This window comes from Mycobacterium sp. Panama NTM2 (assembly GCF_054355555.1).
The window spans coordinates 420,175-435,847 of the sequence record NZ_CM135953.1 but is presented as its reverse complement, the minus strand read 5'-3'; the positions used below and the strand labels follow the sequence as shown (position 1 = coordinate 435,847).

The 15,673-nt window shown below is 71.2% G+C and carries 12 protein-coding genes; 7 read left to right on the top strand and 5 right to left on the bottom strand.

Annotated elements, in window-relative coordinates; all coding sequences use genetic code 11:
* Positions 1–7 precede the first annotated feature (7 nt).
* Genes zwf through ACXYX3_RS02060 form a run of 5 tightly spaced genes read left to right on the top strand, consistent with a single transcriptional unit; the run spans position 8 to position 4,019 of the window.
* The gene (gene zwf, locus ACXYX3_RS02080) at positions 8–1,420 is read left to right on the top strand and encodes a glucose-6-phosphate dehydrogenase (RefSeq protein ID WP_458609958.1); all 1,413 of its coding nucleotides are present in this window, start codon (positions 8–10) and stop codon (positions 1,418–1,420) included.
* 9 nt (positions 1,421–1,429) lie between these two features.
* Positions 1,430–2,053: a TIGR03085 family metal-binding protein gene (locus ACXYX3_RS02075; RefSeq protein ID WP_458609957.1), complete on the top strand. Its 624-nt coding sequence runs from the start codon at positions 1,430–1,432 to the stop codon at positions 2,051–2,053.
* A 14-nt stretch (positions 2,054–2,067) separates the two neighbouring features.
* On the top strand, positions 2,068–3,000 hold the full coding sequence (locus ACXYX3_RS02070) for an LLM class F420-dependent oxidoreductase (protein WP_458609956.1): 933 nt from the start codon (positions 2,068–2,070) through the stop codon (positions 2,998–3,000).
* 40 nt (positions 3,001–3,040) lie between these two features.
* Positions 3,041–3,487 (top strand): hypothetical protein, encoded by a 447-nt coding sequence (locus ACXYX3_RS02065; protein ID WP_458609955.1) that lies wholly within the window; start codon positions 3,041–3,043, stop codon positions 3,485–3,487.
* Positions 3,488–3,512: 25 nt separating this feature from the next.
* Complete coding sequence (locus tag ACXYX3_RS02060; RefSeq protein ID WP_458609954.1) at positions 3,513–4,019, top strand: hypothetical protein; 507 nt, start codon at positions 3,513–3,515, stop codon at positions 4,017–4,019.
* On the opposite strand, the gene ACXYX3_RS02055 is transcribed toward ACXYX3_RS02060, so the two are convergent.
* The 5 genes from ACXYX3_RS02055 to ACXYX3_RS02035 form a co-directional block, all read right to left on the bottom strand.
* Entirely contained in the window at positions 3,955–5,712 is a 1,758-nt protein-coding gene (locus ACXYX3_RS02055; RefSeq protein ID WP_458609953.1) for an Hsp70 family protein, read from the bottom strand. The genes ACXYX3_RS02060 and ACXYX3_RS02055 overlap by 65 nt on opposite strands.
* A gap of 48 nt (positions 5,713–5,760) precedes the next feature.
* Entirely contained in the window at positions 5,761–7,242 is a 1,482-nt protein-coding gene (locus tag ACXYX3_RS02050; RefSeq protein ID WP_458612272.1) for a dynamin family protein, read from the bottom strand.
* A 28-nt stretch (positions 7,243–7,270) separates the two neighbouring features.
* Entirely contained in the window at positions 7,271–9,100 is a 1,830-nt protein-coding gene (gene iniA, locus ACXYX3_RS02045) for an isoniazid-induced dynamin-like GTPase IniA (RefSeq protein WP_458609952.1), read from the bottom strand.
* 92 nt (positions 9,101–9,192) lie between these two features.
* Positions 9,193–10,296, bottom strand: a complete 1,104-nt coding sequence (locus ACXYX3_RS02040) for an IniB N-terminal domain-containing protein (RefSeq protein WP_458609951.1) — start codon at positions 10,294–10,296, stop codon at positions 9,193–9,195.
* Between the two features lie 255 nt (positions 10,297–10,551).
* Positions 10,552–11,073: an Rv0340 family IniB-related protein gene (locus tag ACXYX3_RS02035; RefSeq protein ID WP_458609950.1), complete on the bottom strand. Its 522-nt coding sequence runs from the start codon at positions 11,071–11,073 to the stop codon at positions 10,552–10,554.
* A 236-nt stretch (positions 11,074–11,309) separates the two neighbouring features.
* Between ACXYX3_RS02035 and ACXYX3_RS02030 the strand changes: the two genes are divergently transcribed.
* Both ACXYX3_RS02030 and iniR read left to right on the top strand, forming a co-directional pair.
* Complete coding sequence (locus tag ACXYX3_RS02030) at positions 11,310–13,115, top strand: Hsp70 family protein (RefSeq protein ID WP_458609949.1); 1,806 nt, start codon at positions 11,310–11,312, stop codon at positions 13,113–13,115.
* An 8-nt stretch (positions 13,116–13,123) separates the two neighbouring features.
* Entirely contained in the window at positions 13,124–15,664 is a 2,541-nt protein-coding gene (iniR, locus tag ACXYX3_RS02025; protein ID WP_458609948.1) for an isoniazid response ATPase/transcriptional regulator IniR, read from the top strand.
* Positions 15,665–15,673: the final 9 nt, after the last annotated feature.

The following is a 15,673-nucleotide window of genomic DNA, read 5'->3' as shown; positions in this document are numbered from 1 at the left end:
CGTGCAGATGAGCTCACCCGATCCCGTCGTCCTCGTGCTCTTCGGTGCCCGCGGTGACCTGGCCCGCCGCATGCTGTTCCCGAGCCTCTACCGGTTGGCCGCGGCGGGTCTCCTGCCGGACGACTACGCCATCATCGGATCGGGACGCACCGCACCGGACAGCGTCGACGATTTCCGCGAGTCGGTGCGCGACGGCCTGGCCGATTCGATCGACGATCTGGACGACGAGGTCGTACAGAACCTGTTGCAACGGTTGGACTTCCAGTCTTCCAGCGCCGACGACGGCGCAGACTTGGCCGAGACCGTGAAACGCACCCAGGAAGAGCTCGGGCCCGACGCGACAACGCTCATCTACCTGTCGGTCCCCCCGACTGCGATGCAGCCCATGATCGCGATGCTGGGCCGTGAGGGTCTCGCGGAGGGGGCGCGCCTGGTGGTCGAGAAGCCCTTCGGCATCGACCTGGAGAGTTCCCGCGCCCTGCAGGAGACCATCACCTCGGTCGCCGACGAGGACCACATCTACCGCATCGACCATTTCCTGGGCAAGGAGGCGGTGCAGAACATCCTGGCGCTGCGGTTCGCCAACGGTTTGCTCGAACCCGCATGGAACGCAACACATGTCGAGTCCGTGCAGATCGACGTTCCCGAAGAACTCGGCCTGGAGGGCCGCGGCAGCTTCTACGAAGCCACCGGCTGCCTGCGCGACATGGTGTCGACCCATCTGTGCCAGGTGCTCGGCTTCGTCGCGATGGAACCACCCGCCACGTTGGACGCCGGCGATCTGCGGGAGGCCAAGGCCGCGGTGTTCGACGCGATGCGACCGCTGGACCCCCGGCGAGTGGTGTTCGGGCAGTTCGACGGTTACCGCGACGAGGACGATGTCGACGACAACTCACAGGTGGAGACTTTCGTCGCCGCGGAAATCCACATCGACAACGATCGGTGGCGAGACGTGCCGTTCTATCTACGTACCGGAAAAGCGTTGGCGGACAAGCGAAGGACCGTGACGTTGACGTTCCGCACCCCACCGTCCCCGTTCCCGGGCGACGCCCCTGAACCCGACGAACTCGCGCTGGACCTCACCGACACCCCGGTCGCCTCATTGGATGTCAACGTCAAGCGCCCGGGCCCCGACCTCGCGATCGAACGTATCGGCTCGCGTCTGGAGCTCGCGCCGTCCGATCACGCCGATGACTCCCTGACCGCCTACGAGCGCCTTCTGCTCGATGTCATCCGCGGTGATCAGACGCTGTTCGCCCGCTCCGACGAGGTGGACCGGCTGTGGCAGGTGTGCCAGCCGGTGCTGGACGCCCCGCCCCCGGTGCAGACGTATGAAAAGAGTTCGTGGGGGCCGCAATCCGCGTTGGAGCTGCCCGGCGAACGCGGCTGGCGACTGCCCGATCGACGCGACGACGATTAGGCTGCACCCATGACCGTCGCCCAGCGGGAACGCGCCGCCCTGGTGTCCACGTTCCGCACTCTCTCGCCGGATGCTCCCACGCTGTGCGAGGGGTGGGACGCTCGCGAATTGGCCGCCCACCTCGTCGTGCGCGAACGCCGGCTCGACGCCGCGCCGGGCATCCTCATCCCCGCGCTCGCCGGCTACACCGACCGCGTGCAGAAACAGGTCTCCGCTGCGACGGACTGGGACGCGCTCGTCGACCAGGTGGCCGAGGGCCCACCGGTGTACTCGCCGTTCAAGCTGCTCGACCCGATCGCCAACGTGGCCGAGATGTTCATCCACCACGAGGACGTCCGGCGCGCACAGCCGGAGTGGGAACCCCGCCCGCTCGACGACCACACCGTCTCCGCGCTGCGTCGCCCCGTCGGGCTGATGGCGCGGATGACGCTGCGCCGCTCCCCGGCCAAGGTGGTCGTGCAGTCTCCGCAGGGCGAGCGGCTCGCGACGGCGGGACGCGGTCCCACGCTCACCGTCATCGGCGAGCCCGGCGAGCTGCTGCTGTTCATCACCGGCCGCGATGAAGCCCAGGTCGAGTTCGACGGCCCGCCCGAGCTGGTGGCCAAGGTGAAGGCCGCGCGCGGCGGACTGTGACAAAGGAGAGATCAGTGGACTTCCGCATCTTCGTCGAACCCCAGCAGGGCGCCTCCTACGCCGATCAGCTCGCGGTCGCACGGACGGCCGAAAGCGCCGGCTACTCTGCTTTCTTCCGATCCGACCATTACGTCGCGATGAGCGGCGACGGTCTGCCCGGCCCCACCGATTCCTGGGTGACGCTCGCGGGCCTGGCCCGCGAGACCACGTCCATCCGCCTCGGCACCATGGTCACCTCGGCGACCTTCCGACATCCGGGACCGCTGGCCATCTCGGTTGCGCAGGTGGACGAGATGAGCGGTGGCCGCGTCGAATTCGGCATCGGTGCGGGATGGTTCGAAGCCGAGCACAAGGCGTACGCGATCCCGTTCCCGCCGCTGGGCGAGAGGTTCGACCGGCTGACCGAACAGCTCGAGATCATCACCGGGCTCTGGACCACCGAGAGCGGCCAGACTTTCGACTACGACGGCACCCATTACAGCGTCGCGGACTCCCCTGCGCTGCCCAAGCCTGTCCAGTCGCCCCATCCACCGATCATCATCGGCGGCGGCGGGGCCAAGCGGACCCCGGCGCTGGCGGCGCGCTTCGCCGCGGAGTTCAACATCCCGTTCGTGCCGTTGGACACGCTGAGCACGCAGTTCGGCCGGGTCGCCGACGCCGTCGAGGCAGCGGGCCGGCCTGCCGATTCGATCGTCTACTCGGCTGCTTTCGTGGTGTGTGCGGGTCGTGACGACGACGAGGTGGCCCGACGGGCCTCGGCCATCGGCCGCGAGGTCGACGAGTTGCGCGCCAACTCCCCGACGGTCGGTTCACCCGACGAGATCGTCGACAAGCTCGGCCCTTTCATCGAGGCCGGCGTCCAGCGCGTCTACCTGCAGGTCCTCGACATGTCCGACCTCGACCACGTCGATTTCTTCGCCGAGGCCGTCGCTCCCCAGCTCGGCTGAGTCAGCGGACCGAGCCGGCCCGCGGTTACTATCGGTGGCCGTGACCAGGCCGGATCGAGACGAGGGCGCGCACCGCGATGCGTCGGAGGTGCCGTGGCACAACCGGACCTCGACACTTCTCGGCGCCAGCGTGGTCGCGCTCGCGGTCATCGCGGCGCTGATCGCCGGCGGGTTGTGGCTGGGCCGCCAGTTCACCGAGCCGGAGCAGGCGCCGCTGAACTACGTCGATCCCACGTTCTCGAGCGCGTCCGAATCCGCGTCGTCGACACCGACCACCACGGAGACGATCACCAGCGCGAGCCCGCCGGTGACCACGGACATCAACCCGGAGTCGACCCCGCCGACCACCACGGAATCCGAGACACCGAGCACCTCGCGGCCACCCCGTACTTCGCGCACCCGCGACGACGACGATGACGACGACGCCACGACGACGCGCAAACGACCCAGGACCAACGTGACACGCACGCTCTACCCGGGCACATAGCGGCGAGAGCCTACTATCGGGATCCGTGGCGCGATACGGATCCGGTGACGACGACAACTACTACTCCGACGACGATGCGACCCAGCTCAGCAACTACGGACAGGGCGGATACCCGGACGACTACCAGGGCGGCTACGACCAGCCCACGCCGTGGTACCGCAAGCCCGCCGCGCTGGTGGCGTTCGGCGCGCTCGGCGCGGTCATCGTCGCGCTGATCATCTACGGCCTGGCCAAGGCCATCACCGGGGACGCCCCGTCTGAGCCGACGACCACGCCGCTGACGCCGCTGACGTCGAGTTCCGCGCCGGCGGTCGCGCCGAGCTCGACCGTCGACGAGACAACCGCGACCACCACGGAGACCACTTCTCCCACGTCGACCACGACCACGACGCCGACGACCACCGAGACCACCAGCCCGACCACGACGACGACTCCGTCGACATCGGTGAGTACGAGTACCAGTACCGTCACGCAGACGGAGACGGAGACACAGACGGTGACGCAGTCGTCTGCTCCACCTCCGGCGCCGTAGTCGTCGCGGGCGCCTCGCTGGTGGGCGCCCCGGTGGTGGGCGCCGGTTCGGACGTCTGGGTCGGCGCCTCGCTGGTGGGCGCCTGGCTGGTGGGCGTCGGTGTGGGTTCCGGAGTGGACGACGGCGCCGGCGTGGGACTGGGCTTGGGCGTCGGCGCCGGTAACGTGAACTGCGGCAATGGGATTCGCGGCCACACCGGAGCAGGAGCCGCGGGCGCCGGGGCTGGAGCGGGCGCCGCGGGTGCTGGCGCCGGAGCGGGCGCCGCGGGTGCTGGAGCCGGCGCGGCCTCCTTGGCGACCACCTGCCCCTGGGGAGCCGCCGGCGCCGGGGCAGCCTGAACGACGGCCTGCTGGGGCGCTGGTGCGGCCGCCCGGACCGTCTGCGTGACGGTGTCGGCCGGGGGCGCTGCCGGGGGTGCCACCGACGGTTCGAGCGCGTGCATGGCGACGGGCGTGCTGATGCCCGACGCCGGCGTGGTCTCGTCACTGCGGGCGATCTGGGTCGTCAGCAACACCGCCGCTGTGGCGATGGCCGCGGCGCACGCCGCGCCGGCGAGCCACACCGGGGCAGCAGCACGCTTCTTCGCTGGGGTCTCATCGTCAGCGGGCGGGGTGAAGTGCACCGCGGGCCGGGCAGCACCGGTGTCTGCGCCACCTTCGGCGGCGGGGATGGCGAACTGGGTCTCCTCGGCGTCGATGTCCTCCGCCGACCAGGCCAGTGCGGGTGCGAGGACGGTGTCGGGTGCGGGCACCGCGACGGTGGCGGCCTGCTGGTCGACGCTGCGCCGCGCGAGCAGCTCAGCTCCGCTGGCTGCAGCGATCTGCGGGTGCGCGGTGGTGCGCACCGGGCAGCGCAGGGCGTCGGAGAGCCGCTGCGTCACCAGCGGAATGCGCGCCCCGCCACCGACGGTGACGACCGCGGCCAGTGCGACGCGCGCGCGGTGCACGACGTCGAGGATCGCCGCGACCAGGCGGTCGAGCGGTTCGGCGATCAGCGCCTCGAGCTCGCCGCGGGTCACGCGGACCGGGCCGCGGGCGCCGACCAGTGCGGTCGCGGTCACCTGCGAAAGCCGCTCCTTGGCGGCCCGGCTCTCAGCCCGCAGATCGTGCAGCGAGGCCACAGCGGAGGTACCGGCCGGGTCGAGGTTGAACCCGTCGAGCACATGGCGCAGCAGCGCCTGATCGACGAGGTCGCCGGAGAAGTCATCGCAGCGCACGGTCGGCCCGATCGCGGCGAACCCCGCGCCGGCGTCGGCGAGCGTGATGCTGGTGCCGCCGGCACCGAAGTCGCAGAGCAGGACCACGCCCCGCGTCGGCAAGCCGGGGCCGGCGGCGATCGCGGTCAGCGCTGCGGTCGAGTCAGGGACGATGACAAGGTGTGGCGCGGCGTCGCGCAGCGCGGCGACCGCGGTGTCCGACCAGTGACCGGGCACCGCGACGGCGCCCAGCTCCGGCCGGTATCGCGGGGAGGCCTGCCGGGTGGCGGCTTCGATCGCGGCAGCGGCCAGGCGATCGGCCCGGTGCGCGGAGCCGTCGGTGGCCAGCATCGGCACCGGATCTCCGACGCGGTCGACGAAGCCGGTCATCGTCACGCCGGGCCGGACAGTCACGGCGGCGGGCCGGACGATCGGCCGGCCGCCGGCCACGGCGACGAGGTTCGCCGAACCCAGCGAGATCCCCACGGAAGTGCGCATACCTCTTCATCGCTCGGCGCGGCCGAAACGTTAAGTGCGCGCCGACACTCAGGAATAGCCCGCGACCAGCGCTTCGGCACTGCGGACGGCGGCCCGGCAGGCTCGCGTGGTGAAGGGGTCGTTGAGCGGGTGCTCGGCGCGACGACGCCAGCGTTGCGCCGCGGCGAACGCGGCCCGGGGACCGTCGTCGGCGGTTTCGGGGGTGAGCCCGAGCCGGCTCGCGGCGTCGGCGCCGGACCCGCCGATCAGCCGCCGCAGCGAGGCCATCTCGTCGGGGTTCAGCGTGGTCGGGCGGGACCGCAGCGCGCTGAGCAATCGCAGCTCCTCGAAGGCGTGCGTGTCGGCGAGCAGCGGCTCGATGTCGGCGAGGATGTGCGGCGTGGCGGGGATCGGATTGCGGGTGACGATCTCCCGCAGTGTCAGCAGAGCAGTGTGCGCCTTGAGCAGGTCCGAGCGTTGGGCGAACTGCTGGTCGATCACCTCGCGCAGCGCGACCAGCCCGCTGCGCTCGAGCAGCTCGTCGGCCAGCGCCACCGAGTCGCTGACCCCGGCGCGCAGCACGGCGATCGAGATCCGGATGCCGAACATCCCGAAACGGTCGAGCAGCGCGGCGCGCGTGGCGGGATCCACCGGCAGCGTGCTGTCTTCGCGGACGAAGCGGTCGACCGACAGCATCGCCTTCGTCAGCTCGGCGGCGTCGACGCCGGCGAGCTTCTCCAGCGCGACGAACTCGCTCTGCCGCAGGGTGCGTGCGGTCAGCGCGAGCAGGCCCGACACCGGCACCACGGCCTGGCAGATCCCGGTACGGTCCATCTCGGCGGTGAACCGCTGAGCGACATCGCGGGCCGACATCATCGCGTCGATGCGGCCGGCCCCGATCTCGTCGGCCCGGGACGCGACGCCGATGACGCCGAGCGCGCCGGCCGAGCCGCCGACCAGCTCACCGATCTGTTGGAGCAGCGCGATGTCGGCGGCGTTGAGGGTGCGCAGCAGGAACACGACCGCGTCCACGCGCGGTATCCCGTCGGCCGGGACGAGCAGGCGCAACGTGCGGGCGGACACGTCGCGGGACAGCGACGACGTGCCCGGGGTGTCGATGATCGTCGCGTCGACCAGCTCGGCGGCCGGCCATTCGACGTCGAGGTCGACGACGTCGTCGGGGTCGAGCCGGGCCAGGTCGAACGTCAGGCCCCGGTCGGTCGGGTCGCGGGTGATCGGCACGTTGGAGCGGTGGCCGTCGCGGTGGTTGGCGCTCACCCGCGGGGTCGGTCCGTGCCGGAACCACGTCACGATGCGGGTGGCCTCGGTGGCGTCGGTGGGGGCGATGGTGTCGCCGACGAGCGCGTTGACCAGGGTCGATTTCCCGGCTTTGAGCGTGCCGGCCAACGCGATGCGCATCGGCTGGTTGAGCCGGTGACCGACACGGGCGAGCTCGTGATGCAGCGCGGGGCGGTCCCGATAGGCAGGGTCGCCCCGGTAGGCGGCGATGGTGCCGCCGAGGATCGCCCGCACGCGGTCGCTGGTGCTCAGTGCCGTCCCGTCCTGCTCGCCCGACTGTCTAGCTCCTCGAGCTTAGTGACCCCTCGGCGGCGAGCTTGTCGGCGTGCTCGACGACCTGGCGCAGGATGTTGAGCTGCCGTTCGAGTTCCTTGACGCGGCCCGCGTGTTCGGTCTCGGCCACCTTGGCCGCGGCCAGCGTCGCCTGAAGCGACTCGTTGAGGGAGCGGCTGGTCTGGTTGGCGATCTCGCGGTAGTGGTCGCGCAGCTGCCGCTGGATCGCCTTGAGCCGGTCGCGGGACTCCTTGCCGACGACGAACGCGACGTCGTCGACGAACCGGCGCACGTTGGTCTTGGCCTCGTTGCGCACCCGCAGCATGCGGTTCTCCATGTCCTCCTTGTAGGCCTTGCGGCCCAGCACGAGGCCGGCGCCCAGCGACAGCGGGTTGAACATGCCCAGCCCGGCGAACGAGGTCAGCATGCCGAACATCAGCACGCCGCCGTAGGAGCCGCGCATCCCGGTGACGATCTTGTGGCCGGTCTTGATGGGCTTCGCCTCGAGATGGGCCAGCGACGAGAACTCGGCGAACTCCGCCCCCATGGCGCGCGGGTCCAGGGCGGGCATCTGCACCGAGTCCAGCCCGGCCTCGGAGAAGGTACGGGCCACCTCGGCGGCGAGCGTCTCGGCGCGCCGGTAGGCCCAGACGAAGTTGTCGCCGACCGCGGTCGCGACGGCGTCTTCGAGTTCGGCGCCGATCTCGGCCCACTGCAAGGTCGGGTCGCCGGCGTCGATCACCGCTTCGGTGTGGAAGGTGATGGTCCGAAACCGTTGCCGCAGATCATGATCCACGTCTGCTGTCAGATCGGCGATGCCGTCGGAGAGCACCTGCTGCCACAGCGCGGTCTGCTGCAGCGCGTCCTGGGCCTCCTGCTTGCGCGCCTCCAGGTCGGCGGTCAGCTTCTCCCGGGTGTGTGGGTCGCTGAGTGCGGACAGTTCGGCCTGCGCGGCGAGCATCAAATGCTCTGCGGCGGAGCGGATGTCGCCGAGTGCGTGGTTGCGGACGCGGTCCTTCTGGCGTCCGAGCACCTCTTCGGAGAGGAACTTAACGATCGCCGGGAAGTTGGATTCCTCGTTGAGTTCCTTATCGTTGAGCTGCACGGCGTGGCTGCGCAGCACCGACGACGCGGGAATCATCGGCGTGGTGATGCCGGCTCGGCGCAGGTGTGCGGCGTTGGCGTCGACGACCTGCCGCCAGTGCGGGTACAGGTCGGTCTTCGTCGCCACGATCGCCGCGACGGGGCACACCTCGAGCGCTTGGCGCAGGAACGTCATCTCGGGCTCGGTGAATTCGGCGCTGGTGTCGCTGATCAGCAGCATCGCGTCGGCGTCGGGCAACAGCCCCAGCGTGGCCGACAGGTGCGGTTGCCCGTGCCCGCCCACTCCCGGGGTGTCGACGAAGGCGAGGCCGCCTTTGAGTAGCGGGCTCGGCGCCGTCACCTCGATGCGCAGCACGTCCCGGCCGCGGGCCGCCGGAGCCCGGCGCAGATCGGTCCCCAGGTCGGTGACCGGGATCTCGACCAGCTCCGGCTCGTCGCCACCTTCGCGGGCCACCACGAGCCGGGCGGACGCCGGCTCGCCGTAGGACACCAGCGTGGGCAGCACCGTCGACTCGTCGTCGCCGACGCGGGCGACCGGCATGTTGAGCAGCGAGTTGAGCAGGTGGCTCTTGCCCTGCTTGAGGTGCCCGGCGATCACGACCCGGATCTGCGGATCCTCGACACGGGCCTTGGCCCGGGCGAGCCGGGCCGCCAGATCACCGCGCTGACGGGTCTCGGCGATCGCGCTGGTGTGGTCGAGGAGCTCGATCAGCACCCGGTTCGGTTGGGTCATGACGGCCCCTCTCGTCGGCGGCACTATCGGTGATCAACGGTAAACGCGGCGCCGGCGGGGACCGGTGTGGTCCCCGCCGGCTGGTGGATGGATCAGAACGCGTCGAGCATCGGGTTGTGGGACGCGATGTCGGGGTTGTGCGACGCCACGTCGTTGTTGAAAGCGCTGGAGTTGTGCGAGGCGATGTCAGTGTGCGACGACAACCCGGCGTCGTTGCCCGAGAACAGCGACGTGTCGGTGTGATTGCCCGACCCGATCGCGGTCTCGTTGCCCGATCCGATGTTGGACTCGTAGCTGGTGGAGTGGTCCTCGATCGACGTGTCGTGCGAGGTCTCGGTGTCGACCGAGGTGTGGGTCGAGTCATCCACCGAGTTGTGGCTGCCGGAGTCGCCGCCGATGGTGGTCTGCGTGCCGCTGTTGGCATGGCTGTCGGAGACGATGATCGACCCGGCGTTGCCGCCGTCGCCGCCCGCGGAGTTGCCGCTCCCGATGCCGAGCAGGCTGCCGCCGCCGTGCGAGCCACCGCCGCTGCCGCCGGACAGGTCGTTGTCCTTGATCACGGCGCCGGAGTTGTCGGAGACCACGTCGCCACCGGCGTGCTGGCTGCTGTCCTCGATCTCGTTGCCGCTACCCACCGCGACGTGTGAGCCCGACCCGGCGAGGATGTCGCCGTTGTTGACGTCGTTGTTGTTGCCGAGCACGGCGCCGTCGCCGCTGACGATGTCGCCCTTGTTGTCGCCGTCGACCACGACCCCGCCGTTGGTGGCGGTGTTGGTGCTCTTGTCACCGAGGGTGATGTCGCCGAAGCCGAGGTTGAACGCGCCGTTCTGAGCGTTCGCGCCCGCGTCCTGGACCGGGCTGGCCACCGGGACGTTGTTCCCGCTGAGCAGGTCGGTGTTCGTCTCGGGGGCGAAGGTGTTCTGCGGGGCCCAGGAGGTCTGGGGCGAGAACGGGGAGGCGAAGCTGGACGCCAGCTGGTGGTGGTCGGACACAGCGCGCTGCAGCCCGACGATCGGGTCGCCGCCGCCGAGCGCGTAGCCGGCCGGTGCGGCGGTGGCCGCGACCGAGGCGAGCTGCGCGGCGGTCACGTTCGGCAGGCCGGCGTCGCGCAGGGCGCCGTCGGGGTCGATGACGAACGAGGCGGCCGACGCGGGGCTGCGGAACAGGTCGAGGATGAAGTCGATCAGAGTCGTCATGGCAGTGCCTTTCTGGGATGCACTCGCCGGTTCTCCCCGGCGATCTGGAGACCACGTTATGGACTGCACATCGGCCCGGAAACGGGGATGCCACCCGCTGCTGCAGAAGCCCCATGCGGGATTCCCGGCTATCTCGGTTAGGGGATTAGGGGGTGCGCTGGGGAGGCGGGGGATATGCCGCTTCTGACCAGCTCAGCGCACAGAAAAAGCCCGCGCAGACGGGTCTGCGCGGGCTTCGGAGGGAACTCCGGGCGGTCAGTGGAACAGATCGACGTCCGGCAGGTGGTCGACCGGATGGTCGCCGCTGATGTCGTGGACCCACTGCTCGGCGCCCGCGGGTTCGGCGAGGCCCGCGTGCTCTACCGCCGGGTCGTCCAGCTGCACCGACGGGACCGCATCCGGTGTGGGGACGGCCGGGGCCACGTCCCACGTGTCGTCGAGGTGGTCGACGATGGCGGGCACGGAGTGTTCGGTGTCGATCACTCGAGCAGACGGCACGTGGTCTTCGAAAGCGTCGAACGCCGCGCTGGCAGCTCCGCTTGACCAGACGTTGGGGACCGCGTCGAGGCCGGGATCGGCGAAGGCGTCGAAGCTGTGTGCCGGCACCGCCGTCGACAGCGATTCCGCGACGACAGGGAGGAGATTCTGCACGTCGGCGCTGGTCACATCGGTCAGATGGGCATCGGCGAGAGCCTGCGCCGGATCGGCGGCATAGGCCGCCGCCGCGGCCGGATCACGAACGAGCGACACCACGAAGTCGACCAGTGAGTTCGCCACGTCCCGACCTTCCCCTCGACATCCACTTGGCTTCTGTGTGCTCGATGCTATCGGCGCAGCGCCGTCGGCGGATCGGTGCTGAGCCCACCCCGCATCTAGGGCCATTAGGGGATGGCACATTAGGGGCATTCGCGACACTAGGGGCGCGTGCCCGGCGCGGCGGCGTCCCACCGTTAAGGTGGTGTGCGGTCCACAGCACGGGACGGGCCGGACGGCCGAGGAGGGACACCAGCGCCATGACCGAACCACTGGGGTTGTCGATCGGGATGACGAACCTGGTGGCCGCGCGCGTCGGCCGGCCACCGGTGACGCGCCGGGCGATCCTGACCGTCTATCCCGATCGAGCCCCGGAGGTCGGGGTCCCGAGCGATCCCTCGACCGATCCAGCACAGCCCGGACAGGTGTTGAGCGGGTTCGTCGACCGGGTCGGGGATCCGGTTCCGCTGGTGGCCGCCGACGGTTCGGCGCATCGCGGAGAGGTCGTGCTCGCCGAGGCGTTGGCCGCGATGGCGCGCCTGGTCGACGGCGGCTCTCCGGTGGCCATCGCCGTCCCCGCGCACTGGGGGCCGGGAACACTCGGAGCCCTGCGCGGCGCGCTGCGAAGCCGCCCGATCCTCGCGCCGAACGGCGTGCCCGCCGCGCTCATCCCCGACGCCTCCGCAGCGCTGGCCGCCTTGCAGGCCGCGCCGGGACTGCCGGATCAGGGCGTGGTCGTCCTGGTCGACCTCGGCGGCAGCGGGACCAGCGTCACGCTTGCCGACGCGGGCGCCAACCTGGATCTGGTCGGCCAAACGGTGCGGTATCCGGACTTCTCCGGCGACGGGATCGACCAGCGTCTGCTCGACCACGTGCTGGCGGGCATCGCCGACGCCAATGACGCGGACCCCGCGGGCACGACCGCGGTCGGCTCCCTGGCCCGGCTGCGGGACGAATGCCGCCAGGCCAAAGAGCGGCTGTCCGAGCAGACCGCGACCGTGGTGCCCGCTGAGCTGCCCGGAGTCCGGTCCGACATCCGGGTCACCCGGCCCGAGCTCGAGCAACTGATCGGCGAACCTCTCGACGGCCTCCTCGGTGTCATCGACGACGCGTTGCAGCGTGCCGCCGTCCCCGCGGCCGGTGTCGCGGCCATCGCCACTGTCGGCGGTGGAGCGGCCATACCTCTTGTCACCCAGCGGCTGTCGGAACGTCTCCGCGCACCGGTGATCACCACGCCGGAGCCGGCGCTCAACGTCGCCGCAGGTGCGGCTCTGGTGGCCAACCAGAGTCTCGACGCCCAGGCCGCCACCGGCCTCGCCCCCGCAGCCGGGGAGCCGACAGCGATGGCACCCGCGGCGTGGGCAGCGGGCGCGGCGGGCCTGGCCGCCGGTCAGGCCGCCGACGACGGGGCGGCATCGGCGACCTTCCGTGCTCTGGCGTGGTCGCAGGACGACGATCCTGCAGGTGAACCCGTGCCTTACGCCGGCGAGGACTACGTGGCCGAGCCGGATCCGGCTCGGCCGCCGGTGGCCTTCGCTCCTGATGAGACCCAATACGACGACGTCGCGCCGCTGCCCTGGTACAAACGCCCGCCCGTGCTGTTCGGCATCGCTGCCGCCGCTGCGCTGCTGGCAGCCGGCGGCCTGGCCATCACGTTGACCAGCTCGGACGGAAACCCGGGCACGGTCACCGAGACCGCGACGCCGCCCGCGGCGTCGTCGCCGGTCGAACTCCCGCCTCCGGTCACCACGGTGACCATCGGCCCCGACGGTGTCGCGACCACCACCGTGAGCCAGCCCCCGCCACCACCGCCCTCGTCGACGACGGACACCACCCCGCCGTCGTCGACGACGACCACCTCACCGACCACCACCACGACCACGAGCACCACCACGACCACGACGACCACCGCGCCGACCACGACGACGACACGCACCACGACCACCCGCCCGACGACGACGCAACCGCCCACCACCACGGCGGCTCCCCCGACGACGACGGCCGCGCCGCCCACGACAGAGGCGCCACCGGCGACCACGACGGTCGTCCCGGACACCGGCGCCTGATCTCGGCGATGACCGGTCCCGGGCCCCGGCTCACCGACGTGCCGCCGGCGGCGCGCGAAGCGGTCGGTCTGGTCGAGCGCGACCCCCACACGCCAACGAAGCTGCTGGTGACGGGTGGGATCGGGACAGGCAAGTCCACGGTGTTGGCGGCGCTGCGTCAGCTGTTGCGAGTTGCCGGCCGGGCCGTGCTGTCCCGGCCGCCCCGTCCGGGCGACACCGAGGGCGCGGCGGTGTTGATCGACGACGCCGACCTGCTCGAGACCGACGACGTCGACCGGGTCACCGCGCTGGTCGCCGAGCCTGCGGCGACGGTGGTCATCGGGGCGCAGCCGCTCGCGCATCACGCCGCGCTGCGGCGCCTGTTCCTCGCACTCGAGCGGGAGAACCTGCCCGTCGCGCTCGGTCCGCTGACGCCGGTCGACGTGGGCAGGATGACCGCCGCCGCACTCGGGGAGCCCGCCGCTGCGGACACGGTCCGGATGCTCGTGGCCGCCACCGCCGGCCTGCCGTTTCTGCTGCGGCCCGCGATCGGCTCGGTGGGCGAGGGGAACCGTGCGGTGCGCCAAGCCGCACGGTTCGCGCTGGTCGAACGTCTCCACCGCCTCGATGAACCGTTGCTCGACACGCTGCTGGTCTCGTCGCTGGCCCTGGGCCTCGGACCCGATGACGTCGCGGCCGGATTGCGCATGACACCCGACGAGGCGCGGGGCGCCGTCGACCGTGCACGCGCCGGCGGACTTCTCGATCCCTTCCATCCCCCGGGTTTCGCCCGCGACGTCCACGACGCCGTCGCGTCGATCGTCGGCGCCGCGCACCACCACGACGTCGAGGTGTCGATTTTGACGTCACAGGTGGCGACCTCGACCCTGACGCCCGAACTCGCGCTGCAGCTGGCCGAGCACGGCTTGCGGGACGAGCGGCTGGCCGCCGCGCTGACCGAACTGGCCGGACGGGACACCGTGGCACCGGCACGCGCTGCGCGGCTGTACCGGGCGGCAGCGCGCGCGGGCAACTCGGTGCCGGCAGTGCACCTTGCCGACGCCCTCGCGCTCACGGGAGACTGCGCGACGGCGGCCCGGCTGGCCGACGACATGTTGACCTCGTCAGACACCGCAGACCGGGCCGGCGCCGTGCGCATCGCGGCGAGTATCGCGTTGCACGACGGCAACTCGGCCCAGGCCCGCGATCTGTTCGCCTGGCTGGGGTCGGCGCCCGATGCCTTCGAGGACCCCACCGTCGGTGCCGCTGCGACGATCTCCGCGATGGCCGCCGGCGACGCGGCCGCAGCCCGTGCCGGCACGGACGCGCCCCGATCGGGTCCGCCCACCTCGGCGGCGCGGGCCGCGCGCGCCGTCACCGACGGGTTGGTGCTGACGTTGGACGCGCCGTATCCCGTGGCGCTCACCCGTCTCAGCCAGGCCATCGGCACCGACGCGAACCCGCCCGTCGTCACCCCCGACACCCCGGCGGCACTGGTGACCCTGGCCGCATTGCACGGCGGCGATCCGGTACGCGCCAGATCGGTGATCGGGCGTGCTGTGCGCGCGGGATCCGACAGCGACGGCCGGGACGGCGACCACGGATCGGATGCGATCTTCGTCACGTATCGGCACCGGCTGCTGCACGGGTGGACGCTGATGCAGGATGGGCATCTGCAGGCTGCCGCTGCGGCCGCCGCGGCAGCACCCGGGCAGCACGTGCATCGGCGCGACGCGCTCTGGGCTGCGGCGCTGCAGACGGCCATCGCCCGCCGCGGCGGTGACACCGGCGCGATGCAGCAGCACTGGTATGCGGCGATGGAGGTGCTCGCCGAGTGCGCGCCCGATCTGTTCTCGTTGCTACCCCTCGGCGAACTGTGGACGGCCGCCGCGCGGATGCGGCAGGTCGACCGGCTGCGGCACGCGGTGGACCAGGCCTTCGAGGTGTTGGCCGGGCTCGGGAATCCGGTGCTGTGGTCGGTGCCGCTGCACTGGGCCGGCGTGCACGCGGGGATCCTGGCGAACTCCCCCGGCGACGTCGCGCCGCACGGTCAGGCGCTGACCGCCGCCGCAGCGCACTCGACCATGGCGAAAGTGCTGGCCACGGCGGGGCGCACCTGGTTACGGGTACTCGCCGATGCCGTCGACACCGACGAGGTGGCCGCCGCGGCGAGGGGGCTCGCGCATGTGGGGCACACCTCCGATGCGACCCGGCTGGCCGGGCAGGCCGCCCTGCACACCACCGATCCGCGGGTGTCCCAGGCGATGCTGCAGTTGGCGCGCGACCTCAAGCAGGCGGTCGCGGCACCGGAGGCGCCCATCGATTCCGACGATCCCCGTCCGTCCACCCCGCCGGCGCGCACGCGGCCGGCCGCCACGCTGTCCGAACGCGAACGAGAGGTCGCGGAGTTGCTCCTTCAGGGTCTGCCCTACCGCGACATCGGGGCACAACTGTTCATCTCCGCCAAGACGGTGGAGCATCACGTCGCCCGGATCCGTCGCCGGCTGGGTGCGGAATCGCGGTCGGAAATGTTGTCGATGCTGAGGGTGATGCTGGCTCCGGCGACCTGACCAACCGGT

Coding starts and splice junctions, on each gene's coding strand:
- ACXYX3_RS02075 (WP_458609957.1), top strand. CDS start 1,430: ATGACCGTCGCCCAGCGGGAACGCGCCGCCCTGGTGTCCACGTTCCGC.
- zwf (WP_458609958.1), top strand. CDS start 8: ATGAGCTCACCCGATCCCGTCGTCCTCGTGCTCTTCGGTGCCCGCGGT.
- ACXYX3_RS02055 (WP_458609953.1), bottom strand. CDS start 5,712: ATGCGCACTTCCGTGGGGATCTCGCTGGGTTCGGCGAACCTCGTCGCC.
- iniA (WP_458609952.1), bottom strand. CDS start 9,100: ATGACCCAACCGAACCGGGTGCTGATCGAGCTCCTCGACCACACCAGC.
- ACXYX3_RS02030 (WP_458609949.1), top strand. CDS start 11,310: ATGACCGAACCACTGGGGTTGTCGATCGGGATGACGAACCTGGTGGCC.
- ACXYX3_RS02040 (WP_458609951.1), bottom strand. CDS start 10,296: ATGACGACTCTGATCGACTTCATCCTCGACCTGTTCCGCAGCCCCGCG.
- iniR (WP_458609948.1), top strand. CDS start 13,124: ATGACCGGTCCCGGGCCCCGGCTCACCGACGTGCCGCCGGCGGCGCGC.